Origin of the sequence: Curtobacterium sp. SP.BCo (assembly GCF_051903265.1) — a bacterium.
Lineage (GTDB): Bacteria > Actinomycetota > Actinomycetes > Actinomycetales > Microbacteriaceae > Curtobacterium.
In genome coordinates this window covers 2140134-2162814 of the sequence record NZ_CP194337.1, presented here as the reverse complement: position 1 = coordinate 2162814, position 22681 = coordinate 2140134, and the positions used below count along the sequence as shown (strand labels likewise).

27 protein-coding genes and 1 tRNA gene are annotated in these 22681 nt (G+C 71.9%); 16 read left to right on the top strand and 12 right to left on the bottom strand.

What is annotated here, in order from left to right:
- Positions 1-10 precede the first annotated feature (10 nt).
- Together ACRQ4B_RS10360 and ACRQ4B_RS10355 are read right to left on the bottom strand one after the other, a co-directional pair.
- Entirely contained in the window at positions 11-820 is an 810-nt protein-coding gene (locus tag ACRQ4B_RS10360; RefSeq protein WP_439691366.1) for a DUF1684 domain-containing protein, read from the bottom strand.
- Positions 821-986: 166 nt separating this feature from the next.
- Positions 987-2255 (bottom strand): ROK family transcriptional regulator, encoded by a 1269-nt coding sequence (locus ACRQ4B_RS10355; RefSeq protein WP_439691365.1) that lies wholly within the window; start codon positions 2253-2255, stop codon positions 987-989.
- 91 nt (positions 2256-2346) lie between these two features.
- Here ACRQ4B_RS10355 and ACRQ4B_RS10350 point away from each other — a divergent pair, with 91 nt between their 5' ends.
- From ACRQ4B_RS10350 to ACRQ4B_RS10330, 5 genes are all read left to right on the top strand, one after another.
- Positions 2347-3351, top strand: a complete 1005-nt coding sequence (locus tag ACRQ4B_RS10350) for a carbohydrate ABC transporter permease (RefSeq protein ID WP_439691364.1) — start codon at positions 2347-2349, stop codon at positions 3349-3351.
- Between the two features lie 4 nt (positions 3352-3355).
- Entirely contained in the window at positions 3356-4285 is a 930-nt protein-coding gene (locus ACRQ4B_RS10345) for a carbohydrate ABC transporter permease (RefSeq protein WP_439691363.1), read from the top strand.
- On the top strand, positions 4282-5673 hold the full coding sequence (locus tag ACRQ4B_RS10340; protein WP_439691362.1) for an ABC transporter substrate-binding protein: 1392 nt from the start codon (positions 4282-4284) through the stop codon (positions 5671-5673). Before ACRQ4B_RS10345 ends, ACRQ4B_RS10340 begins: the two co-directional genes overlap by 4 nt.
- A 30-nt stretch (positions 5674-5703) precedes the next feature.
- Positions 5704-6690, top strand: a complete 987-nt coding sequence (locus ACRQ4B_RS10335; RefSeq protein WP_439691361.1) for a Gfo/Idh/MocA family protein — start codon at positions 5704-5706, stop codon at positions 6688-6690.
- Positions 6691-6755: 65 nt separating this feature from the next.
- Positions 6756-7778: a Gfo/Idh/MocA family protein gene (locus tag ACRQ4B_RS10330; protein ID WP_439691360.1), complete on the top strand. Its 1023-nt coding sequence runs from the start codon at positions 6756-6758 to the stop codon at positions 7776-7778.
- 119 nt (positions 7779-7897) lie between these two features.
- Here the strand turns inward: ACRQ4B_RS10330 and ACRQ4B_RS10325 are convergent, their stop codons facing one another.
- The gene (locus tag ACRQ4B_RS10325) at positions 7898-8857 is read right to left on the bottom strand and encodes an SDR family NAD(P)-dependent oxidoreductase (RefSeq protein ID WP_439691359.1); all 960 of its coding nucleotides are present in this window, start codon (positions 8855-8857) and stop codon (positions 7898-7900) included.
- 62 nt (positions 8858-8919) lie between these two features.
- Here ACRQ4B_RS10325 and ACRQ4B_RS10320 point away from each other — a divergent pair, with 62 nt between their 5' ends.
- Together ACRQ4B_RS10320 and ACRQ4B_RS10315 are read left to right on the top strand one after the other, a co-directional pair.
- The gene (locus tag ACRQ4B_RS10320; protein WP_439691358.1) at positions 8920-9180 is read left to right on the top strand and encodes a hypothetical protein; all 261 of its coding nucleotides are present in this window, start codon (positions 8920-8922) and stop codon (positions 9178-9180) included.
- Positions 9181-9229: 49 nt separating this feature from the next.
- Positions 9230-10558 (top strand): PP2C family protein-serine/threonine phosphatase, encoded by a 1329-nt coding sequence (locus ACRQ4B_RS10315; RefSeq protein ID WP_439691357.1) that lies wholly within the window; start codon positions 9230-9232, stop codon positions 10556-10558.
- Positions 10559-10573: 15 nt separating this feature from the next.
- Here ACRQ4B_RS10315 and ACRQ4B_RS10310 read toward each other — a convergent pair whose 3' ends face one another.
- Genes ACRQ4B_RS10310 through ACRQ4B_RS10295 form a run of 4 tightly spaced genes read right to left on the bottom strand, consistent with a single transcriptional unit; the run spans position 10574 to position 12048 of the window.
- Positions 10574-10792, bottom strand: coding sequence for a hypothetical protein (locus ACRQ4B_RS10310; protein WP_439691356.1), 219 nt, complete (start codon positions 10790-10792; stop codon positions 10574-10576).
- 22 nt (positions 10793-10814) lie between these two features.
- On the bottom strand, positions 10815-11069 hold the full coding sequence (locus tag ACRQ4B_RS10305) for a DUF7218 family protein (RefSeq protein WP_439691355.1): 255 nt from the start codon (positions 11067-11069) through the stop codon (positions 10815-10817).
- 34 nt (positions 11070-11103) lie between these two features.
- On the bottom strand, positions 11104-11442 hold the full coding sequence (locus ACRQ4B_RS10300) for a DUF3140 domain-containing protein (RefSeq protein WP_439691354.1): 339 nt from the start codon (positions 11440-11442) through the stop codon (positions 11104-11106).
- A 54-nt stretch (positions 11443-11496) separates the two neighbouring features.
- Positions 11497-12048, bottom strand: a complete 552-nt coding sequence (locus ACRQ4B_RS10295; RefSeq protein ID WP_439691353.1) for an acyltransferase — start codon at positions 12046-12048, stop codon at positions 11497-11499.
- Positions 12049-12307: 259 nt separating this feature from the next.
- Here ACRQ4B_RS10295 and ACRQ4B_RS10290 point away from each other — a divergent pair, with 259 nt between their 5' ends.
- From ACRQ4B_RS10290 to ACRQ4B_RS10280, 3 genes are all read left to right on the top strand, one after another.
- The gene (locus ACRQ4B_RS10290; protein WP_439691352.1) at positions 12308-13213 is read left to right on the top strand and encodes an SDR family oxidoreductase; all 906 of its coding nucleotides are present in this window, start codon (positions 12308-12310) and stop codon (positions 13211-13213) included.
- 68 nt (positions 13214-13281) lie between these two features.
- The gene (locus ACRQ4B_RS10285; protein WP_439691351.1) at positions 13282-13419 is read left to right on the top strand and encodes a hypothetical protein; all 138 of its coding nucleotides are present in this window, start codon (positions 13282-13284) and stop codon (positions 13417-13419) included.
- A gap of 89 nt (positions 13420-13508) precedes the next feature.
- Entirely contained in the window at positions 13509-14456 is a 948-nt protein-coding gene (locus tag ACRQ4B_RS10280; RefSeq protein ID WP_439691350.1) for a methyltransferase family protein, read from the top strand.
- Here the strand turns inward: ACRQ4B_RS10280 and ACRQ4B_RS10275 are convergent.
- Positions 14437-14856: a VOC family protein gene (locus tag ACRQ4B_RS10275; protein ID WP_439691349.1), complete on the bottom strand. Its 420-nt coding sequence runs from the start codon at positions 14854-14856 to the stop codon at positions 14437-14439. The two genes, ACRQ4B_RS10280 and ACRQ4B_RS10275, sit on opposite strands and share 20 nt — an antisense overlap.
- 126 nt (positions 14857-14982) lie before the next feature.
- Between ACRQ4B_RS10275 and ACRQ4B_RS10270 the strand changes: the two genes are divergently transcribed.
- From ACRQ4B_RS10270 to ACRQ4B_RS10260, 3 genes are all read left to right on the top strand, one after another.
- On the top strand, positions 14983-15654 hold the full coding sequence (locus tag ACRQ4B_RS10270) for a hypothetical protein (RefSeq protein ID WP_439691348.1): 672 nt from the start codon (positions 14983-14985) through the stop codon (positions 15652-15654).
- A 39-nt stretch (positions 15655-15693) separates the two neighbouring features.
- On the top strand, positions 15694-18090 hold the full coding sequence (locus ACRQ4B_RS10265; protein WP_439691347.1) for an ATP-binding cassette domain-containing protein: 2397 nt from the start codon (positions 15694-15696) through the stop codon (positions 18088-18090).
- A gap of 94 nt (positions 18091-18184) precedes the next feature.
- Positions 18185-18622 carry a VOC family protein gene (locus ACRQ4B_RS10260; protein WP_439691346.1) on the top strand — a complete coding sequence of 146 codons (438 nt, stop codon included), beginning with the start codon at positions 18185-18187 and terminating at the stop codon, positions 18620-18622.
- 31 nt (positions 18623-18653) lie between these two features.
- Here ACRQ4B_RS10260 and ACRQ4B_RS10255 read toward each other — a convergent pair whose 3' ends face one another.
- The 4 genes from ACRQ4B_RS10255 to ACRQ4B_RS10240 form a co-directional block, all read right to left on the bottom strand.
- The gene (locus ACRQ4B_RS10255; RefSeq protein ID WP_439691345.1) at positions 18654-19229 is read right to left on the bottom strand and encodes a TetR family transcriptional regulator; all 576 of its coding nucleotides are present in this window, start codon (positions 19227-19229) and stop codon (positions 18654-18656) included.
- 92 nt (positions 19230-19321) lie between these two features.
- Positions 19322-19397 (bottom strand) — tRNA-Val (locus ACRQ4B_RS10250).
- A 44-nt stretch (positions 19398-19441) separates the two neighbouring features.
- The gene (locus ACRQ4B_RS10245) at positions 19442-19798 is read right to left on the bottom strand and encodes a VOC family protein (protein ID WP_439691344.1); all 357 of its coding nucleotides are present in this window, start codon (positions 19796-19798) and stop codon (positions 19442-19444) included.
- A gap of 91 nt (positions 19799-19889) precedes the next feature.
- The gene (locus ACRQ4B_RS10240; RefSeq protein ID WP_439691343.1) at positions 19890-20381 is read right to left on the bottom strand and encodes an AAA family ATPase; all 492 of its coding nucleotides are present in this window, start codon (positions 20379-20381) and stop codon (positions 19890-19892) included.
- Between the two features lie 178 nt (positions 20382-20559).
- Here ACRQ4B_RS10240 and ACRQ4B_RS10235 point away from each other — a divergent pair, with 178 nt between their 5' ends.
- Genes ACRQ4B_RS10235 through ACRQ4B_RS10225 form a run of 3 tightly spaced genes read left to right on the top strand, consistent with a single transcriptional unit; the run spans position 20560 to position 22661 of the window.
- Positions 20560-21087, top strand: coding sequence for a hypothetical protein (locus tag ACRQ4B_RS10235; protein ID WP_439691342.1), 528 nt, complete (start codon positions 20560-20562; stop codon positions 21085-21087).
- Between the two features lie 36 nt (positions 21088-21123).
- On the top strand, positions 21124-22104 hold the full coding sequence (locus ACRQ4B_RS10230; RefSeq protein ID WP_439691341.1) for an aldo/keto reductase: 981 nt from the start codon (positions 21124-21126) through the stop codon (positions 22102-22104).
- Complete coding sequence (locus ACRQ4B_RS10225; protein ID WP_439691340.1) at positions 22101-22661, top strand: hypothetical protein; 561 nt, start codon at positions 22101-22103, stop codon at positions 22659-22661. The genes ACRQ4B_RS10230 and ACRQ4B_RS10225 overlap by 4 nt, the downstream gene beginning before the upstream one ends.
- Positions 22662-22681: the final 20 nt, after the last annotated feature.

Genomic DNA, 22681 nt, shown 5'->3' with positions numbered 1-22681 from the left:
CGCCCCGCGCTCAAGCGGGCAGCCGCTCCCCCGCCGTCACCGCGACGTCGAGCCGGTTCTCCGCCGGCGGCAGCGGGCAGGTCGCGTGCTCCGTGTACGCGCACGGCAGGTTCGTCGCCCGGTTGAAGTCGATCGTCGTCGCTCCGGAGGCGTCCGGCGCGGCGATGTCCAGGCTCCGGTTCGCCGCGTACGTGGTCACGCCGCTCGTCCGGTCGGTGAACAGCACGTGCAACCCGTCGCCGTGCCCGTTGAACGCCAGCAGCGACCGCGGCCCGTCGAGGTCGAACGTCAGCACGCCCGGCGCCTCGTACACGTGCTGCAGGCCGTCGACCACGGACCCGACCGTCACCGTCCGGGGTTCGTCGAACGGCTCGAAGTGGGCGTCGACGACGAACGCCGGGTCCGGCGCGTACGCGGGTGTCCCCGGGTAGGAGACCCGCGTCGGGTTCGACGGGTGCCGCGGCCGGATGACGTCACTGCCGCCGCGTCGGGCGACCTCGACGACGACGGTCTCGTCGCCGTCCTGCCAGCGCACCGCCGTGCTCGAGCGCTCCGGGAGCGGGCCGAACCGGTGGGTGCCGGTCACGCGGACCCCGTCGACCTCGACGGACTCGTCCTCGTCGAGGACCACCACGGGTCCGTCCGCCGAGGTCGACCACGTGCCGGGCGCGTCGTCGAACCGCTCGGGCGTGCCGGTGAGCCACCGGATGCTCGTGATCGCGAGGAACCCGTGCTCGCTCGCCCGGGCCTGCTCGTGCGCGGCGTGCCAGGCGGTCCACTCGGCCGGGAAGTCGGGAGCGGTCGGCGTCGTCGTGGTCATGGTCCGACGGTACGTCGTCCACGGGTCACCCCGCGACGAGGGGTGTCGCGGAGCGTCACGTGCCCGGCTCGCGTTCGACGCGTGGTGGCGGCGACCGGGCCGGGAGGCGCGGCGACCGTCGGGCCCGCGCCGTGCCTCCCGGCCGGGTCGGTTCCGCGGACCCCGCTCACCAGGGGTGGGCGATGCTGCGGGCGCGCGGGCTGCGCCCCGCGGCGGCGCGCACCGGCGCGCCGCCGGACGTCGGGCTCCCGTCGAGTGCGGTCGCGAGGACGGCACAGGCCGCCCCTCGTGCCACGGCGGCCTCGCCGTGGGTGGTCGCCTCGACGACGATCCGCGGGGCGTCGGGCAGCCGGTCGGCGAGGCTCGCCCGGACGGCCTCGAGGAACACCGGGCCGCCGGCGATCGCCGCGCTGCCGCCGATCACGACGTCGGTCACGTCGAGGAGCTCGACGACGTGGGCGAGCGCCGATCCGAGCGCCGATCCACCGGCCGCGACGAGGGCGGTCCCGGTCGGCGCGGCGCACAGGGACTCGTAGGCGACCCGGACGTCCGCGGGTCGTCCGGTGCGGGTGCCGGCCGGCAGGATGCCCGCGGCGATCGCGCGCCTGACCTGTTGGAGCGGCTGGCAGGCCTCCCAGACCGCGGTCCACCGGCCGTGCGCGTGCACCGGCATGCCGCCGAACTCGCCGGCGTTCCCGGAGGCTCCCCGCACGACCTGGCCCCCGGTGACGACGGCCGCGCTGATCCCGTGCCCGAGGGTCACCGTGACGAGCCCGGTGGTGTTCGTGGTGGTCCACCCCTCGCCGAGGCCGGCGGCGACACCGTCCTTCTCGAGCAGCACGGGCAGACCGGTGCGCCGACGCAGCTCGTCGGCGACGGGCAGCCCCGCCCACCCGGGCAGCTGGACGGGGTCGGCGAGCGCCGCGTGGGTCGGGTCGAGCGGGCCGGGGGCAGCGAGCCCGAGGCCGACGAGCCGGCTGCTGCGCTCGCGCACGAGCCGTTCGACGGTGCCGGCCATCGCGTCGAGGACCGCGGTGGGGCCGTCCAGTGCGCCGGTGTCGAGGTGCTCGGTGGCGATGACGGTGCCGGCGAGGTCGACGAGCGTGGCGACGACGTGTGCCGGGTCGAGGTGGAGGCCGACGGCGTGCCGCGCGTCGGCGGCGACGGCGAGGCCGCGCTGGGATGGCTCGCCGTGGTCGGTCCGTCGTGGTCGGGGCCCTTCCTCGCGCAGGAGGCCCTCGTCGAGCAGGCGGGCGGCGATGTTGGAGACGGTCTGCGCGGTGAGGCCGGTGGCCGCGGCGATGGCGGACCGGGTGACGGGTCCGGTCCGACGGGCGACGTCGAGGACGAGGGCGCGGTTGAGCGTACCGACCCGCGCACTGTTCGTTCCGCGGAGCAACACGGTGCGCGCCGGTGGTTGACGTCCCTCGTCCATGGTCCCTAGCATCGCAGGAAATCGGTTTAATCAATCAATTCGATTGAATCGGTCGGCCACACCGGTGTGACCACGACCCGAAGGGACGCTCGTGACGACGACGACACGAACCGACACCGCAGCACCCCGCGCCGTCCGGGACGGCACCGCAGCAGGCCCGAGACCACGACGGCGACCGCGGGAGAAGCACCCGTGGACCACCGCCGAGAAGCGCCGACTGCGCATCGGCCTGGCGTTCATCTCCCCGTGGATCATCGGCGTCCTCGTCTTCATCGGCTACCCGCTGGTCTACTCGTTCGCGATCAGCCTGACGCGGTACTCGGGCATGAACGGCGCCACCTGGGTCGGGTTCGGCAACTACGTCGCCGCCTTCATCGACCCGCTCGTGCACACCGCCGTCGGCAACACGCTCTTCTACGCCGTGATCGCGGTCCCGGTCGGGATCGTCGTGGCCATCGTGATCGCGATGGCGATGAACCAGGACGTCCGCGAGATCAGCTGGTACCGGACGGCGTTGTACATCCCCTCGCTCATCCCGACGTTCGCGCTGGCGTTCATCTTCGTGGTGCTCGTCAACCCGCAGACCGGCATCGTGAACCAGGTCATGAAGCTCGTCGGCATCCCGGCGACGAACCTGCTCGGCGACCCGACGACCGCGAAGCTCGTCATCGTCGCCCTGGCGCAGATGGGTGCCGGCAACGCGGCCCTGATCTTCCTCGCCGGGCTGCGCGGGATCCCGAAGACCCTCTACGAAGCCGCCCGCGTCGACGGCGCCGGACCGGTCCGGCAGTTCTTCGCCCTGACGCTGCCGCTGCTGTCCCCGGTGATCCTGTTCAACCTCATCACCGGCATCAGCAACGGCCTGCAGGTCTTCACCGAGGCCTACGTCATCTCGTCGGGCACCGGCGGCCTCGGCAGCCCGGACAACGGGACCTTGTTCTACATGCTCTACCTCTACAAGAACGCGTTCAGCTACGCCCAGCTGGGGTTCGCGAGCGCGATGGCCGTGCTGCTGTTCCTCGCCGGCATGCTCCTGTCGGGGCTCGTGTACTGGCTGTCCAAGCGGTTCGTGAACTACGACGTGACCGGAGAGTGACCCGATGAGCCTGCACACTGAGTCCGAGTCCACCCGCACCGCGTCGGTCGAAGCCGTCCGGCCTGGGAAGGCCCGCGGCGAGCGCTCCCGCAACGCCGACGGATCGGTCCGTTCGCCGTGGTCGTCCGTCCTCGCCCGGGTCGTGCTCATCGCGATGAGCCTGTTGTTCCTGGTCCCCATCTACTGGATGGTCATCTCGGCGCTGAAGAGCAACTCCGAGCTCGGCGCCTTCCCGCCCACGTGGTTCCCGCAGTGGTTGGACTGGTCGAACTTCGGTGACGCCGTGAACGCGATGCCGTTCTTCACGTTCTTCCGGAACACGCTCGTCATCACGGTCTGCGTGACGCTGTTCTCGATGGTGTCGAACCTCGTGATCGCGTACGGGTTCGCGTGCCTGGAGTGGCGCGGCCGGGACCGGTTGTTCTACGTGGTCCTGGCGACGCTGTTCATCCCGTTCCCGGTGACCCTCATCCCGATGTTCGACCTGTACGCGCGGCTCGGCTGGATCAACACGTTCCTGCCGCTGATCGTGCCGAGCCTGTTCGGGTCGGCGTTCTACGTGTTCCTGTTGCGGCAGTTCCTGCTGCAGATCCCGAAGGACCTGTTGAACGCGGCACGCATGGACGGTGCGTCCGAGTGGGGCATCCTCTGGCGGATCGTGTTCCCGCAGGCCCGGGCGGCCCTGGTCACCGTGGGGATCTTCGCGGCGGTGGGGGCGTGGAACGACTTCCTCGGGCCGCTCATCTACCTGCAGGACGAGAACGTGCAGACGCTGTCCATCGGTCTGCAGATCTTCCGTCTCAACAACTCGCAGGACTTCCAGTTCAACCAGCTGATGGCGGCATCGGTGCTCATCATCCTGCCGCTCGTGGTCCTGTTCTTCGTGTTCCAGCGGACGTTCATCAAGGGCGTCCAGATCGGGAGCTTCAAGTGAGCAGCGCATTCGACCGTCGCACGTTCCTCCGCGGTGCCGCGGCAGCCGGTGGCGCCGGGGCCCTCGCGCTCCTCGCCGCGTCCTGCGCCTCCGGGTCCGGTGCACGCAGCAACCCGAACCAGGTCACGATCTGGGGTGTCACGGGGACGTTCGTGCCGTTCCAGACGAAGGTCATCGAGCAGTTCACGGCGCTGCACCCGGAAATCGACGTCAAGGTGAACGTGGTGCCGTCGCAGGGCACCGGTGACGCGACGAGCATCATCACCGCGGTGCGGGGCGGGACCGCTCCGGACCTGTGGCTGCTCGACCGGTTCAGTGCTGCGCAGTACGCGGCGATCGGGTTGATCGAGCCGATCGACGACCTCATCGAGGAGTTCGAGGACCAGTCGAAGGAGGAGTTCCTCGCGCAGTGGCTCGGGTTCACCGTCGGCGAGGTGACGTACGAGGGCAAGACCTACGGACTCCCGCACGACACCGACTGCCGCGGGATGTTCGTGAACCGGAAGATGCTCACGGGCGCGGGGATCGACCCGGACGAGTTCGACTGGGAGCACAACGGCCCGGTGACGCTGGACCGGGTGTGGGAGGTCAGCGAGCGCATCACGAAGAAGTCCGGCGGGGACTACACGCACATGGGACTGCTCCCCTGGTACGGCGAGGGGTGGCCGTTCACGTGGGGCCTCGGGCTCGGGGCGTCGTACTTCGACCAGCAGGACTCACGGATGACGATGGACTCGGCGAGCGTCCGCAGCATCTTCGACTTCTACGAGGACTGGGCGAAGCGGTACGGCTACAAGGACGCCGACACCTTCATCGCCACCTACGAGCCGACGGGCCACCCGCCGGGGCAGATGGCGTTCCTGGCCGACCGGATGGCGTTCATGGTGAGCGTGCCGTCGACGATCCAGACGTTCGACAACTACGGCCCGAAGGACCTCGACTGGGGCACCGCCTACCTGCCGACGCAGCAGGCGGGCGACGACAAGTACACCTGGTCCGGCGGGTACGCGCTCTGCCTGCCGAAGGGCTCGAAGAAGAACAAGGCCGTGTGGGAGCTCATGAAGTACTTCACGAGCAAGCGCGGGCAGGAGACCTACATGGTGCCGGCCACGAGCGTGCCCACGAACATCGCCGCCCTCAAGGACCCGAAGGGCTCGGCGAAGTCGATCCGGTTCTTCGTCGAGTCGATCGGCGCGTCCACCTGCCGACCGCCGTTGCCGGTCGGCGGCGCCTGGTGGGACTCCCTCGCCGACGCCCGGTCGAGCGTGCTGCTCGGCACGGCGAGCCCGCAGGAGGCCGTCGAACGGGCACAGGCCCGCGTCGACCCGATGATGCAGACCTACTCCCCCTTCACGCTCCCCGAGGACTACGACAAGGTCCGGATCTGATCCGGCCCCCACGAGAGGACCACCAGCACCATGCCCACCAGCACCACACCCGTCCGCGTCGCCGTCGTCGGCTTCTGGCACGTGCACGCCGGTGACTACGCCCGTCAGGCCGTCGAGCACCCCGGCACCGAGCTCGTGGCGGTCTGGGACGACGACGTCGACCGCGGCCGTGCGGGCGCCGAGCAGTTCGGTGTCGCGTTCACCGACGACCTCGACGCGCTCCTCGCCCGCGACGACGTCGACGCCGTCACGATCACGACCTCGACCGACGTGCACCACGACGTCATCACCCGGGCCGCCCGTGCCGGCAAGCACGTCTTCACCGAGAAGCTCCTCGCCCCCACGGTCGAGGAGTGCGAGGACGTCATCGCCACCTGCGACGCCGCCGGCGTCGCGCTGATCGTCTCGCTCCCGCGGCTGTACCACGGGTACACGGCGGCCATCAGCCGTGAGATCGCCGAGGGCCGGCTCGGTGACGTCACCACCGCCCGTGTGCGGCTGTCGCACGACGGGGCGGTCGTGCCGTGGCTGCCGGAGCGGTTCTTCGACCCGGAGACCGCGATCGGCGGGGCACTCACCGACCTCGGCTGCCACCCGGTGTACCTGACGCAGCGCTTCCTCGGCGCACGCCCGGACACCGTCGACGCCGTGTACCGCTCGGTCACGGGCCGCGCGGTGGAGGACCACGCCGTCGTCACCGTCGGCTACCCGTCGCAGGCCATCGGCGTCATCGAGGCCGGCTTCGTCGCCGGCACCCCGTTCACGATCGAGGTCGCCGGGACGGCCGGCTGGCTCGCCTACTCCGACCAGGACGGCCGGCTCACCGCCGGCGGGGCGGCCTACGGCGTCGAGCCGGTCACGCTGCCGGTCCCGGAGGACGGCCAGGACGCCTTCGGCCAGTGGGTGGACCACATCACCGCCGGGACGCGCGCGGACGACAACCTCGCCCGCGCCGTCGAACTCACCCGACTCGTGGTGGCCGCCAACCAGGCCGCCCGGGAGCCGGTCCCCGCCTGACGCGGCGACGACCACGGACACCAGCACGACCGCACACCGCACGACCAGAGCCAGGAGCACCAACCATGACCACTGACACCATCCGCGTCGGTCTCATCGGCGGCGGCGGGATCGCCTCCGCGCACATCGCCGGGTACGCGCAGCACCCGGACCGCATCCGCATCGCCGCCGTGGCGGACGCCGTCGCGTCGACCGCCGAGGGCCGGGGCGCCGAGCTCGGCGTGCCGCACTGGACGGACTACGCCGAGATGCTCGATCGTGCCGACGTCGACGCCGTCGACATCTGCCTGCCGCACCACCTGCACCGCGACGCGATCGTCGCCGCGGCCCGCGCCGGCAAGCACATCCTGTGCGAGAAGCCACTCTGCCTCACCCCGGAGGAAGCCCGCGACGTGCAGTCCGCGGTCGCCGAGGCCGGTGTGACGCTGATGTGCGCTCACAACCAGCTGTTCATGCCGGCGGTCGCGAAGGCCAAGCAGCTCATCGACGACGGCGCGCTCGGCACGGTGTACGAGGTCCGGACCACCGACTCGTTCCGCAACGAGTTCGACCCGTCGAACATGGGCTGGCGCGCCCACGCGTCGCAGAGCGGCGGCGGCGAACTGATCGACACCGGCTACCACCCGAGCTACCTGCTCATGCACCTCGCCGGGGGTGTCCCCGTGCAGGCCACGGCGATGCTGTCCACGCACCGTCTGGCGTTCATGGAGGGCGAGGACTCCGCGCAGGCCCTGTTCCGCTTCGACAACGGCGCGGTCGGCCAACTCGTCACGAGCTGGGCGTACGAGCCGGCCGCCGGCACCGAACGCTTCAGCGTCGTCGGTGAACTCGGGGCCCTGACCAGCGACGGCACCACGCTCCGCTGGGACCTGCTCGACGGCACCAGCGAGACCGTGACGTTCGACGAGGTCGACACGTTCGCCGCCGAGATCGAGGCGTTCGGCGTGTGCCTGCGGGACGGCACCCGCCCGATCCACACCGAACAGGAGGGCATCGCGGTGCTCGGCATGATCCTCGCCGCCTACGAGGGCGCGCGCTCCGGCACGATCGCGCCGGTGCGCACGGTGGACCAGACCGTCTCGGCCTGACCGGCGGGTGCCGGATCGGCGCCCTGGTGGCGACCGACGGACGGGAGGCACGGTGCGCGTCGGACGCGCACCGTGCCTCCCGTCCGTTCCTGCGTCCGGAATCTCCCGACGTGCGGCCGTCAGCGCCGTGCGCGCAGGGCCACCGCCGCGACCGCCGCGAGCGCGCCGGCCCACAGGAGCGGCCGCGTGACCCGCCGTCGCTTCGCGACCCAACCGCCGTCGGTGGCGTTGCCCGCGTCGGCGGGCGTGTACAGGTTGCCGTCGGTCGGCTCGCCCCGGCCCCGGAGCGCGAAGGTCTCCACCATCGGCTTCGTGAGCTTGTGGAACAGCCCCGGGAACACGTACTGCAACGGCACGAGCGACGCTTGGATCCGTCCCACGTACCGGTACCGCTTCGGGTGCAGCGCGGACCGCACCACCGCCCGACCTGCACGCTCGACCGACACCGTCGGCGGCAACGGGTGCGAGGTCTTGCCGGTGTAGTTCGCACCGTTCTGGTAGATCGGGGTGTCGATCGTCGACGGCAGCAGGGTCGTGAAGCGGATGCCGGTGTGGGCGAATTCGTCGCCGAGCACGTCGACCAGTCCGAGCGCCGCGTGCTTGCTCGTCACGTACGCCGACTGGTACGGCGCGGACAGCAGCGACTGGATCGACCCGACGAGCACGTAGGTGCCCGTCCCGCGCTCCCGCCAGTGCGGCAGCAGGTGCGTGATGGCGTTGAGGTGCCCGTAGAGGTTCGTGTCGACGACCCGTCTGAACGCCTCGGTGGGCGTCTGCTCGAACAGGCCGTAGACGAACAGCGCGGCGTTGCCGACGAAGACGTCGATCCGGCCGTGGCGGGACGTGACCGTGTCGATGAGGTCCCGCACCTGGTGATCGTCGGCCACGTCGGTGGGGATCGCGACCGCGTCGGCGCCGAGCGCGCGGCACTCGGCCGCCGCTGCTTCCAGCGACTCGTGACTGCGCGCCGCGAGGACGAGGGTGGCGCCCTGCCGGGCGAACTCGTGTGCGGCGGCCCTCCCGATGCCGCTCGACGCTCCGGTGACGACGACGATCTTCCCGTGGAACCGATGTGCCATGTCCTCGGTCGTACCCGGTGGGTGCTCCGGCCCGGTCCAGGGTCCGGATGGGACGATGGGGCATGCGCAAGGACGACCTCACCGTCGACGAAGCGACCGTCATCGCCCAGCACGCCCGCGACGGGGTGCTGGAACTCGACGACCCCGAGGTCCGGAAGGTCGTCGAGCAGGCGAACCGGGTGCTCGTGCGGGCGCAGATGTGGGGCGAGGAACGCAGCCCGAGGCTGCGCCGACGACGGCGACTCATCGCGGTCGGTGCGCTCGTGATGGTGCTCGTCTGGGTGGCGGGGCTGCTCGTCCCGCTCGCCGTCCGGTTCGGCTGACGCGGCCGCGGGCTTGACCGACCACTCCCGACCCGGTTGGATCGACACGATGACGAGCACGGCAGAACCGACCGCCGGGAGCTCCGGATCACTCGGACCGGTCCTGTGGAGGGTCTCCGCCCGGGACGACACCGGCCCGATCGTGCTCCCAGCGCTCCGCTCGTCGTGGGCGCCGCTGGCGAAGCAGTCCGTCGTCGCCGCCCTCATCGTCGCCGCCGCGGTGTCGAGCACCCTCGTCCCGTTCCTCGTCGTCACCGACGCCCGCTGGATGTGGACCGGGGTCGCCCTCGCGCTCGTCGGGCTCCTCGCAGCGGGGGTGATGGCACGCTGGCCGGCCGCGAACCGCGCCGAGCTCCTCATCCCCGCGCTGGACTTCGTCGCCGTCGGGCTGCTCCGCTTCGGCACCGGCGACTCCCGGTCGGTCTTCCTCGCGATCGTGGTGCTCCCGGTGATCTGGATCGCGGCCTGGCCCGGTCGGCGGCACATCGTGTACCCGCTCGTCGGGACCTGCGTCACCCTCCTGACCTCGTTCGTCCTCGAACCGGCGAACCCCGCCCTGAGCGAACTCGTCCGCCTCGTCTTCGCGGTGGTCGTCTACGGCGCGACCGCGTCGGTGACGAACGAGCTCGCGCGGCAGGCGGGTCTGCAGCTCGACGACGCGCAGCGACGACGGCGGATCGCGGAGGGCGAGATCGACCGTGCCGCCCTGGTGCAGCAGTCGCTCCTGCCGTCCGGGGCGGCCAGCCTCCCGCCGTCGGTCCGCGCAGTCGGCACCTGCATCCCCGCGCGCAGCGTCGGCGGCGACTTCTACGACTGGTACCCGACCGTCGGCGGTGCCGCGTTCACCCTGGGCGACGTCATGGGCAAGGGGGTCGGCGCGGGCATGATCGCCGCCGCCGTCCGCTCGGTGATCCGCAGCGCCGTCGACGAGACCGACCCCGCGGTCGCCGTCCGCCGGGCCGCAGCGGGGCTGGCGACCGGCGCGTCCGACCGGTTCAGCGGGCAGTTCACGACGTGCTTCCACGTCCGGATCGACGACGACGGCACGGCACGGTGGGTGGACGCCGGGCACGGGCTGACGTTCCTCCGCACGGTCGACGGGTCGGTGCGGGCGCTCCGGTCCGAGCACCTGCCGATCGGGGTCGGGTCCGACTGGAGCAGCGAGACGGTCCACCTGCAGGCCGGCGACGTGGTGGTCAGCATCAGCGACGGTGTCCTCGACCTGTTCGGTGGCGACCTCGACGCGCTCGACCGGTTCGAGGCCTGGGTCGCCGAGCGGGACGAACCGGCCGCGCTCGTCGACGGGATCGCGGAACTCGCCGGTCGCGGCGACCACCCCGACGACGTCACCGTCCTGTGCGTCGGGTACGGCGGCTGACCCGCCGCAGCGGACTCAGGGACGCCCGCGCTGGTTGCGGTTGACCAACCACAGGTAGGTGCTGTGCCCGATCAGCGCCAGACCGAAGAACACCGCGGCGACGGCGTAGACCCGGTCGAGCTTGCCCTGCCCGATCACGAGCATCACGATGCAGAACACGACGGCGACCGCGAGCACGCCGACCTGCACCGTCGACCAGATCCGTCGGAAGCGCGGCATGCCCGTCTCGTTCACGGGTCCATTCTGCCCGATCGGGTCAGTGGTCCCGGAGCGCCTCGACGAGTTCGGCCTTCCGCATCGACGAGTAGCCGGACAGTCCGAGCTCCTTCGCGCGCTTCCGGAGGTCGGCGACGGTCCAGTCGTCGTACGACCCGGCTTCGCCGCCCTTCTTCCCGACGGCGGACTTCCCGCGTGCCGCCGCGGCGTTGCTGATCCGGGCGGCCTTCTCCTTCGAGTTGCCCTCCTTCCGGAGTTCCTCGTACATGTCCGGCTTCTTGAGTTGGTTCGGCATGGCAGGCACGGTACCCCCGGACGCGCCGACGGGCTCAGCCCTTCTCCGGGTCGTGTCCCCAGTTCATCAGCGACCACCGCCACGGGGTGTCGTGCACGTCGCCGCTCGGCCGCTGCTTCCGGTGCCGTGCGACGTACCCGACGACCTTCCGCATGTGGGCGTAGTCGGCGTCGGTGTAGTCGGCCTGCTTCTTGTCGAGGATCCGGACGATGTGGCGTCCGCTCTCGTGTCCGGTCGATTCGCCACCGCTCGAGGGCTTCTGGCCGACGTCCTTCGACTCGTCGGTGTCGAGCCACCGTCGCAGCTCGGAGGCGGTCATGTTCACCGCGTCGGAGAACTCGGCGCGGGTCTGCTGCTGGTCGTCATCGCTCATGCCCCCACCGAACGCCGTGCGCCTGCGCGCCCGCTCACCGCGTCGGGGGACGGATCAGGCCGGGACCGCGAGCTCCCGGATCCGCTTCGCGGGCACGCCGGCGTACAACCCGTGCGACGTCAGACGACCCGTCACCACGGCCCCGGCCGCCACGACCACGTCGTCCTCGATCACCGCCCCGGGCAGCACGACCGCCCGCGCGCCGATCCACACGCGCTCACCGATGTCGACCGGTCGGCCCGTCGCGTGCTCGTTCCAGACGCCGTCCTCGCCGAGCGCGTGGTGGCTCGTGACCACGAGCACCTGCGGCCCGAGCGCCGAGTGCGACCCGATCCGCACCGGGGCGACCGCCTCGATCGTGACGTTGCGGTTGCAGAACACGCCGACCCCCATCGCGAGGTTCCGCGGGGACCCGGTCAGCGACATCGACGCCCCCGGACTCGACCGCACGTCGGCGCCCCCGGCGACGAGCACGAGCCGCCGGACGGCGCGGGGCAGGAACGGCGTGCCGAGCAGCACCGTGCACAGGGCGTACTCGCCGGCGTACAGGACGTCCTCCCGCAGGCGCGACAGGAACGCGGAACGAGAGGAGGTGCGTGCGGCCATGGGCCCTCCGAGCAGTGACGTGGGACGTGCACGTCGTCGCGCACGGCAGCACGCTAGGCGGACGGCACCGGGCCGGACAACGAGCACCGCGTGGCCTTGCGGGATCGTTGCGGTATTCGCGGGCGGGTCCCGCTCCTGACCGGGGGACGCACTCCTGCAGGTGATCCCAGACCGCACCCTGTTCGGTGGGGAGCACCAGCACGGCCGCACCACCACGGCACCAGCACGGCCGCACCACCACGGCACCACAGGAGCACCCATGACCGCACCCAGCGACCAGTACGAACCCGCCGACCCCCGCACCCGCTACCCCGACGTCCGGCCGGAGCCGCAGACGCAGGCCGAGCCGGGCCTCCAGTCCGAGATGCGGCCGGTCCCGGACCTCGGCGAGGCGACCTACCGCGGCACCGGCCGGCTCGCCGGCCGCAAGGCGCTCATCACCGGCGCCGACTCCGGCATCGGCGGCGCCGTCGCGATCGCCTTCGCCCGCGAGGGCGCCGACGTGGCGCTCGCCTACCTGCCGGAGGAGCAGTCCGACGCCGACCACGTCATCGAGCAGATCCGCGCCGCAGGTCGGACCGCGGTGCCGATCCCGGGCGACCTGCGCGACCGGGCCTACGCGACGACGCTCGTCGAGCAGGCGGTCGCGGAGCTCGGCGGCCTCGACGCGCTCGTCAGCGTCGCCGGCAAGCAGCGCTGGCAGCCGGAGGTCGAGGACCTCACCGACGAGCAGTTCGAGGCGACCTTCGACGTCAACGTGTTCGGGCTGTTCCGCCTCGTGCGGGCGGCGCTCCCCCACCTTCGGCCCGGGTCCACGATCACCACGACCGCGTCGATGGAGGCGTACAAGCCCGCTCCGGACCGTCTCGACTACGCCGCCTCGAAGGGCGCGATCAACAACCTGTCGAAGGGGCTGTCGCAAGCGCTCGTCGAGCGCGGCATCCGCGTCAACATCGTCGCACCCGGGCCCACGTGGACCGTCCTGCAGCCGAGCGGCGGGGTCGACCCCGAGTCCCTGCCGGAGTTCGGGTCGAGCGAGTCGCCGATGGGCCGTGCGGCACAGCCCGCCGAGCTCGCACCGGCCTACGTGTTCCTGGCGTCCCACGAATCGAGCTACGTCGCGGGCGAGACGCTCAACGTGAACGGTGGCATGGTCACCCCCTGATCCACCGATCGGGAATGGCCTGGCCGTCCCGGTTGTCGAACCCATCACCGAATGCGAAGGAGCACACCATGGCCCACGACCTCCACAAGAGCGCCGGCCTCGACGACGAGCGCACCTGCCTGCCGACGAGCACCGTCTCCGTCCTGCACGACGAGCGCAAGCCGTCCTTCGGACGCTGGCTCGGCCAGATCAACCGTCAGGACTGATCGCGAGTCCGCTCGGACGGGAGGCGCGGTGTCGGCTGGCACCGCGCCTCCCGTCCGTCCCGGGTCCCGCCCACTGCTACGGTGCAGACATGGCATGGGGTCGGCTGTACTTCGCGGCCCAGGCCGTCGGCGGTGCCGCCTGGTGGATCGCGGTCTTCACGATCCCCGCGGTGCGGACGGCGACCCTCGGCTCGCTCCAACCGTTCCTCGTCGCGCTCGCCGACGTGCCGTTGTTCGTGATCGCATCGGCTGCCGCAGCAGCAGGCGTCCGCGCGGCGGCGGTCGTCGCGACCGCCTGGACGGCCGTCGTCGTGGCGTTGCTCGCCGTGTGGGCCACCGTCACGACCGAAGCCGGCCTCGGTGTCCTCGTCATGATCGGCGCGATCGTCGGCTCCGTGCTCGCGCTGTCGCACGTCCTGCTCGGTCGGGTCCCCGTCGAGTGGGTGACGTCCGGACCGCTGCGGTTCCGCACCGCCGACCCGGACGCCCCGCGGCGACGACACGTCCTCGGCACGACCGCGCAGATCGTCGTCTTCTGGGGGCTGTTCCTCGGGGTCCTGCCGATCGTCATCGCCGTCGCGGAACACCGCTGGCGGCTGCACCCGCCGCTGCCCGGGCCGGTCGTCGTCGCCTCGATCGTCACCGGCGCGGTCGTGCTCGTGCTCGCGAGCGCCCTGGGGATCGCGTCGGCCGCGGCGATGGCCACCCAGGGCGCCGGCACTCCGCTGCCCTCCGCGATGCCCAACCGGCTCGTCGTCGCCGGACCCTACCGATCCGTCCGGAACCCGATGGCGCTCGCCGGCATCACCCAGGGCGTCGCCGTCGGACTGCTCCTCGGCTCCTGGATGGTCGTCGTCTACGCCCTCGCCGGGTCGATCGTCTGGAACTGCGTCGTCCGCCCCCTCGAGGAAGCCGACCTCGAGCACCGGTTCGGCGAGGACTTCCGCCGCTACGCCGCCCGGGTGCGGTGCTGGGTGCCGCGGTGGCCGATCCCGGCGAGCGCCCCGGCCGACGCGCTCAACCCGCCGCGCCGCTGATGTTGACCAGCCAGGTCACGCCGAACCGGTCCGTGACCATGCCGAACGTGTCGCCCCACGGCGCCTTCGTCAGCGGCTCGATGACGGTCCTCGCACCGTCGGCGAGGCCGTTCCAGTAGCGGGTCAGCGCCGCTTCGTCGTCACCGCTGAGGGACACGGAGATGTTGCTCACGTCGGGCCCCTCCATGCCCGCTGGTGCGTCGGAGACCATGAGCAGCAAGCCGTTCTCCCCCTCGAGCTGCCCGTGCATGACCTTGTCCGCCTCGGCCGGGTCCTGCGTCATGCCGGCCTCGCCGAACGTGCTGAGGGAGAACTCGCCGCCGAACACCGACTGGTAGAAGCCGAGCGCCTCACGTGCCCGGTCGCGCAGGTTGATGTACGGGTTCATGCGGATGGTCATGGTGGGCTCCTCGGGGTCCGCGCCGGCGTCGTCGTCGGCGGTGTGCCCATCGTCCCATCGCGTACGACGCCTCGTCATCGCCCGTGCGGCCTCGCTCGACCCGTGTGGGTCGGGCAGGATGGGTCGATGGACGGGTTCGACGAACAGCTGACCGCGGAGATGCCCTGGACGGAGGTCGTCGCCGTCCTGCGCGCCGCGGGCTGGACGCCGTGCGGCACCGGGGACTGGGCGACGGCACTGCGCTCCCCCTCCGGCACCCTCGCCGTCCGGATCAGCCCGTTCGACCCGGCCGGCCCGTACTCGGCGATGCTCTACCGGGAGGCCGCGCACACCCGGCAGGTGCCCGCGCTCGTCGAGCACCGGGTGCTGTCCGGCGGTGCGGACCTCACCGTGATGGAGTACCTCGAACCGGTCACCGAAGCCGAGGGCACCGCCTTCCAGCAGTCGATCGCGCGTCGGGACGCACCCGTCGCCGCGCTCGCCGACCACATCGCGGCGGTGCACGCCCGCGGAGCCCGGGAGCAGCCGTGGTGGGGACCGCTCGACGACAACCCCGCGAACGTCATGCGGGGCTCCGACGGACGACTCGTCGTCGCGGACCTGTTCTACGCCGACGGGCCGGCGCTGTACGCCACCGTACGGCGTGACCCGGACCGGATCGTCCGCGACTACCCGGAGCCCCTCCGCCGGCACATGACGGAGCTACCGCTCGCGAGCTCCGGCGGCTGGGCGGCGGGTGACGCGGAGCGGATGCGGGCGGCGCTCGCCGCGGCGGACGAGCGGCTCCTGCACCACTGACGAGTCGGCGCTCAGGGGCTCCCGCCTAGCATCGTGAGGATGCCCGCTCCTCGTCACGACGACCTCATCCGTGTCCGCGGCGCCCGCGAGCACAACCTGCGCGACGTGGACGTCGACATCCCCCGCGACCGCATCGTCGCCTTCACCGGTGTGTCCGGGTCCGGGAAGTCGTCCCTGGCGTTCGGCACCGTGTTCGCCGAGGCGCAGCGCCGGTTCCTGGAGTCCGTCGCCCCGTACGCCCGACGGCTCATCGCGCAGGGGTCGACGCCGCACGTCGACTCGATCACGGGTCTGCCACCGGCCGTCGCGCTGCAGCAGCGCCGCGGTGCCCCGAGCGCCCGATCCACGGTGGGCACGCTGACGACCCTGTCGAACTCGGTGCGGATGCTGTTCTCCCGCGCCGGCACGTACCCGCCGGGCGCAGACCGGCTGGAGTCCGACTCGTTCTCGCCGAACACCGCTGCCGGCGCCTGTCCCCGATGCCACGGTCTCGGCACCGCGCACGAGGTCACCGAGGCGTCCGCCGTGCACGACCCGTCGCTGAGCATCCGGGACGGCGCGATCACCGCGTGGCCGGGAGCCTGGCAGGGCAAGAACCTCCGTGACGTCACCGCGGTGCTCGGCTACGACATCGAACGGCCCTGGCGCGACCTCCCCCGGGCCGACCGCGACTGGCTGCTGTTCACCGAGGAGCAGCCCGTCGTCGAGGTGCACCCGAAGCGCGACCGGGTGGCGAAGCCGTACCGGGGGCGGTTCTGGAGCGCTCGGCAGTTCGTCCTGCACACCCTCGCCGACTCGCAGAGCGAGACCCAGCGGAACCGCGCGCTGCAGTACGTCGAGTCCGGTCCGTGCGGGCTGTGCGGGGGGACCGGTCTCACCCGCGACGCACTCGCCGTGACGGTCGGTGGCCACACCATCGCGGCGCTGAACGCCCTGCCGCTGACGGCGCTCGCCGACGTGCTCCGGCCGATCGCGTCGATCACGGACCCGACCGCGGCCACGTCGCGGGCGACCTCGGGAGAGCGTTCCGCGGTCGCCGTCGCCATCGCGGGCGACCTGGTCGCGCGGGTCGACGTCCTCGTCGGACTCGGGCTCGGGTACCTCGCGCTGGACCGGTCGACGCCGACGCTGTCCCCGGGTGAGACGCAGCGGCTCCGGATCGCGACGCAGCTCCGGTCGGGGCTGTTCGGCGTGGTCTACGTGCTGGACGAGCCGAGCGCCGGCCTCCACCCCGCCGACGCGGAGTCGCTCGTGCAGGTGCTCGACGACCTCCGTGCGAGCGGCAACAGCGTCTTCGTCGTCGAGCACGACATGAGCATCGTGCGCCGGGCCGACTGGATCGTCGACGTCGGCCCCGGGGCCGGTGAGAGCGGCGGCAGCGTCCTCTACAGCGGCCCCGTCGCGGGCCTGGCGGACGTCGACGCCTCCGTCACCCGGCGGTTCCTGTTCCCCGGCGACCGGACACCGACGAGGTCGGCCCGCACACCGCTCGGCACCCTCGAACTCCGCGACGTGACCCGACACAACCTCGACGGCCTCGACGTCGACGTCCCGCTCGGGGTCCTCACCGCGGTCACCGGCGTCAGCGGTTCGGGCAAGTCCTCGCTGGTCGGCGGGGTGCTCGCCGAGGTCGGTGCCGAGCACCCGCTCGTCACCCGGGTCGTGCAGGTCGACCAGAAGCCGATCGGTCGGACGCCCCGGTCGAACCTCGCGACGTACACCGGTCTGTTCGACACCGTGCGGACGGCGTTCGCCGGGACCGACGCCGCCCGGGAACGCGGCTGGACCGCCGGCCGGTTCTCGTTCAACGTCGCCGGCGGCCGGTGCGAGGTCTGCCAGGGCGAGGGGTTCGTGTCCGTCGAGCTGCTGTTCCTGCCGGGCAGCTGGGCACCCTGCCCGGAGTGCCACGGCACCCGCTACAACGACGAGACCCTCGAGGTCCGCTGGAACGGTGCGAGCATCGCCGACGTGCTCGGCATGACCGTCGACGAGGCCGCTCCCTTCCTCGCCGAGCTGCCCGCCGCCGCGCGAGGGCTCGACACGCTCCGCCAGGTCGGCCTCGGGTACCTCCGACTCGGTCAGCCCGCGCCGGAACTGTCCGGCGGCGAGGCGCAACGCATCAAGCTCGCCACCGAACTCCAGCGCGCCCGCTCCGGGCACACCCTGTACCTGCTCGACGAACCGACGACCGGACTGCACCCGGCCGACGTCGAGCTGCTGTCCGAGCAGCTCGCACGCCTCACGGACGCCGGGAACACCGTCGTGGTCGTGGAGCACGCGATGGACGTCGTCGCCGCAGCCGACCACGTCATCGACATGGGGCCCTCCGGCGGCGCCGAGGGCGGCCGCGTGGTGGCGGCGGGCATGCCGCAGCAGGTCGCGTCGTCCACCGCGAGTCGGACCGCACCCTACCTGCGGGCGCAGCTGGGGCACTGACGGCGGTCGCCGCCGGGCCGGGAGGCGCGGTGCGGGCCCGCACCGCGCCTCCCGGCCCGTGCGCCCTGCGCACCACGCCGCTAGCGTGCTCCGCATGGGCATCACGCTGGAGAACGTCGGCATCGCCGTCCGTGACCTCGACGCGACGATCGCGTTCTTCACGGACCTCGGGCTCACCGTCGTCGGCCGGGACACCGTCAGCGGCGAGTGGGCGGACACCGCGGTCGGGCTGGACGGCAACCACGCCCGGATCGCGATGCTGCAGACGCCCGACGGGCACGGACGGCTCGAGCTCTTCGAGTACCTGCACCCCGACGCGATCGAGACCGAGCCGACGCTGCCGAACGAGATCGGGATGCACCGGGTCGCGTTCCAGGTCGACGACCTGGACGCAGCACTCGCTATCGCGGCACGGCACGGGTGCCGGCCGTTGCGCGGGGTGGCGAACTACGAGGACGTCTACCGGTTGAGCTACCTGCGTGGGCCCAGCGGGATCATCGTGATGCTCGCGGAGGACCTGCGGAAGCGTTGATCCTCGAGCCCGGAGCCGAGCGAGCGACGTGTCAGCCGCGCACGAGCGCAGTGACCGCGTCCACCACGATCTGTCGACGGCGGGCAGGCGTGACCGCGGCGACGAGCGTGTCGAACTCGGGCGTCATCGTGCTCCAGAACGCGGCGAGGTGCACGACCAGGCCGAGCAGGACGGCCGGGCGGTAGGCGCGCGGCAGGACGCCGGCGCGCTGGGCGTGCTCGACCGCCGCGACCGCGTCGGAGTCCGCGTCGACGAGTGCCGCGAGCGGTGCGGCCTCGCCACGCTCGAGTCGGTGCCAGGCGAGGAGCCGCTGTGCCCACGGACGCCGGACGTACGAGTCGTGCAGTCGAGCCGCGTACTCGGGCAGGTCGTCCGTGTCGAGCGGGACCTCGTCGAACGTCTCGGCGACGGTCTGGGCGATCAGCGCGTCGAACAGACCCTCCTTGCTGCCGAAGTAGTGGAAGACCTGCGGCTTGTTGCTCTCCGCTGCCGCGGTGATGCGTTCGAGGCGGGTACCGACGAGGCCTGCGGCGGCGAACTCGTCGCGCGCGGCGAGCAGGAGCTTCGCGCGCATGGCATCGGCGGCGGGGGGCGTGAAGCGGGGCATGGGTCCACCGTATCCACCCCGCGGCCCCATGACAGTTGCACGGGCACGGGCACGTGCGCAGCCGACGGCTGGCCGACACCGTCCGCCGTCCCTGGTGGGCCCTGCCGGGATCGAACCGACGACATCCACGGTGTAAACGTGGCGCTCTACCAGCTGAGCTAAAGGCCCCTCCCCTCGATCCTAACCGAGGGGCACCGGCGGTCCGCCGCCGATCAGGACTGCGGCGGCGAGTAGAACTGCAGGTCGTTGCCCTCGGAGTCCTTGAACGGGAAGATCCGGCCCCACGGGTGCTCGCTGATCTCCCCCTGGACGTCCGCCCCGCGCTGCCGCAGCTCGGCGAGCTCGTCCTCGATGGAGCCGTCGGGCTGGAACGTGATGACCGCCCCGCCGCTCGACGAGACCGTCGCGTCCTCCCGGCCGTTGAGCCCGATCATCAGGCCACCAGCCTCGAGTTCGCTCCAGTCGTCGCCCTCGCTCTGCACCGTCAGTCCCACGATGTCGCGGTAGAACGCCACCGCACGCTGCATGTCCGTCACCGGGACCCACACTGTTGCCACTCCGGATGCCATTGCTGCCTCGTCTCCGGCCGCGGGGTGCGGCCTCTGACACCGTCGTACGCGTGCGGGTCCGGCAGCCCTCACGGGCAGTGCGGTGGCCGGATCACCGATCGCGCAACACCCGGTCCACGATCGCGTCGAGCTCCTCGTCCGGCCGCAGTCGACGCTCCGTGACGAAGGGGAGCGGGTCCCAGCCGCGGTACCACTCCCGCATCTGCTCGGCCGTGAACTCCGCGGCCTGCGGTCGACCCACATGGCGGACCACGGTCTCGTCGAAGGTCAGGTCGTAGGCGTAGAACCGGGCCTCGTCGGCCGCGCCGGCGATCCGCTCCAGCATCGCCGCGTAGCGATCGGCCCGGAGGATGCCCTCCAGGACGACGTGGTGCCCCGCAGTGAGACAGTGCCGCGCGGCGGCTTCGAGGAGCGCGGCGTGCGCCATCCCGTCCGCGACACCGGCGTCCTGGCGTTCCTTGTAGACGATCCGCCGGAAGTGGTCCTGCCCGAGCACCGCCGTGGGCCAGCCGAGCGCACGCTGCAGTGCCCCGGCGAGGGTCGACTTCCCCGAGCCCGAGTTCCCACGGACGACGATCAGCACGGCACCACGCTACGACGTCGTCACACGTCCACGCGGGAGGACGCTCCGTGGACCGCGTCGGACAGCTGCTGCCGACGCGCGTCGATGGAGGCCCGCAGCCCGTACACGATCACCTGTGCCATGACGAGACCGTACCGGCACGGCGGATGCGCGGGATGCTGCGGGTACCGTCGTCCCCGTGAACGGAGTCGGAGCCCTCGACGAAGCCGGCCGTCTGCGGCTGCTCGGTGCCGGTGTGACCGGTGCCGCCTTCGCCGTCGTGCTCGCCACACTCGTCGTGTCCTCGTGGACGGGAGCGAGCACCGCCGTCGTGGTCTCGATCGGCATCCCCGCAGCGGTCGTCGGCATCGCGATCGCGGTCGTGCTGCAACTCCGCGAGTGGCGTGCCGAGGGCGGCTACGCCCGCTCGGTCGTCGTCCGGGACTGGATCGTCGACGGGCAGGTCCCGGTCGGCGTCCCGGCGACGGAGTGGATCCCGCTGGTGCAGGCGCAGGCCGAGCGCGAGGCCGCCGGCTGGGGGAAGATCGTCCTCAGCACGCTGTGGATCGCGATGACGTGGTCGATGCGGGACCAGCACGGTCCGATCATCACCACGATGCTCATCGCCCTCTGGGTGTGCCTCGGCCTGTGGAGCGCAGCCTGGGTGATCCCCCGTGCGCGCGCTGCGAAGGCCCTGCTGCGCAACGGTGTCTCGACCCCGAACTGACGGTCGGCCCAACGCCACGTGACTACGCTCCACTGCATGCAGAGTCGCACCCTCGGCCGGACCGGTCGCCCCGTCTCCCCCATCGGCCTCGGCACCTGGCAGTTCGGCGGTGACTGGGGCCCGGTCTCCGACGCCGACGCGAACGCCGTGATGGACGCCTCCGTCGAGTCCGGCGTCACGCTCTTCGACACCGCCGACGTGTACGGCGACGGCCGCAGCGAGCAGCTCATCGGCGCGTGGCGTGCGGAGAACCCCGACGTCCCGCTGACCGTGACGACCAAGATGGGCCGCCGTGCCGAGCAGGTCCCCGCGAACTACGTCGCCGCCAACTTCCGCGAGTGGGTCGACCGCTCCCGACGGAACCTCCGCCAGGACACCCTCGACCTCGTCCAGTTGCACTGCCCGCCGTCCGCGGTGATCGAGGACGACGCGGTGTACGACGCGCTCGACGCGCTGGTCGCCGACGGCTCGGTCGCCGCCTACGGCGTCAGCGTCGAGACGGCCGACCAGGCGCTCGCCGCGATCGCCCGTCCGGGCGTCGCGGCGGTGCAGATCATCCTCAACGCGTTCCGGTTGAAGCCGCTGGACCGCGTGCTGCCGGCGGCCCGGGAGGCGCGGGTCGGCATCCTCGCACGCGTCCCGTTGGCATCGGGCTTGCTGTCCGGCAAGTACACGGCCGAGACCTCCTTCGCCGAGGGCGACCACCGCAACTACAACCGCCACGGTGAGGCGTTCGACCAGGGCGAGACCTTCAGCGGCGTCGACTTCGAGGACGGCGTCCGGGCAGCGCAGGCGTTCGCGGCGTCGCTGCCCGAAGGCGTCTCCGTCCCGCAGGCCGCGCTCGCCTGGATCATCGCGCAGGACGGCGTGACGGCCGCGATCCCCGGCGCCCGCAACCCGGAGCAGGCCAGGTCGAACGCCGGCGCGGGCGACCTGCCGGAGGTCCCCGGCCTCGACGAGACCGTCCGCGAGCTCTACGACGAGTGGTTCCGCGCGCAGGTGCACGACAAGTGGTGAGGTCGACGGTCCTGGGACTCGCGCTGGCGGCGCTCACCGTCCTGGCGCTGCTCGCCGGCGGCACGCACCCGGCCGCCGGCACGACCCGCTCCGCTCCGCCGTGGCCCGCCCCGACGGACCTGTCCGAGCGTGCCGGAGCGGCCGGCCTCCGGAACGTCTGGGGCGAGCGGCTCGCCGAGCACGTGCACACGCACCTCACGGTCCTCGACGGCGACCAACCGGTGACGGTGCCGGCGAACGTCGGGCACTCGGACCGTGAGAGGTTCGCCGCACAGCTGCACACGCACGACACCTCGGGGATCCTGCACGTGGAGTCGCCGACGCGCGACACGTTCACCCTCGGGCAGTTCTTCGACGAGTGGGGCGTCCCGTTGAGCGCCTGGCACGTCGGCGGACTCCGCGGTGAACTGACCGTGTGGGTCGACGGCCGACGGTTTCTCGGCGACCCGCGCTCGATCGAGCTGACGAACCGTCGGGAGATCGTGCTGGACGTCACGACGATCGGCGAGGTCCCGCGCCTGCCCGCACTGTTCGACTGGCCGCCGCAGTACCGCTGAGTCCTCGCGTAGCCTGCTGC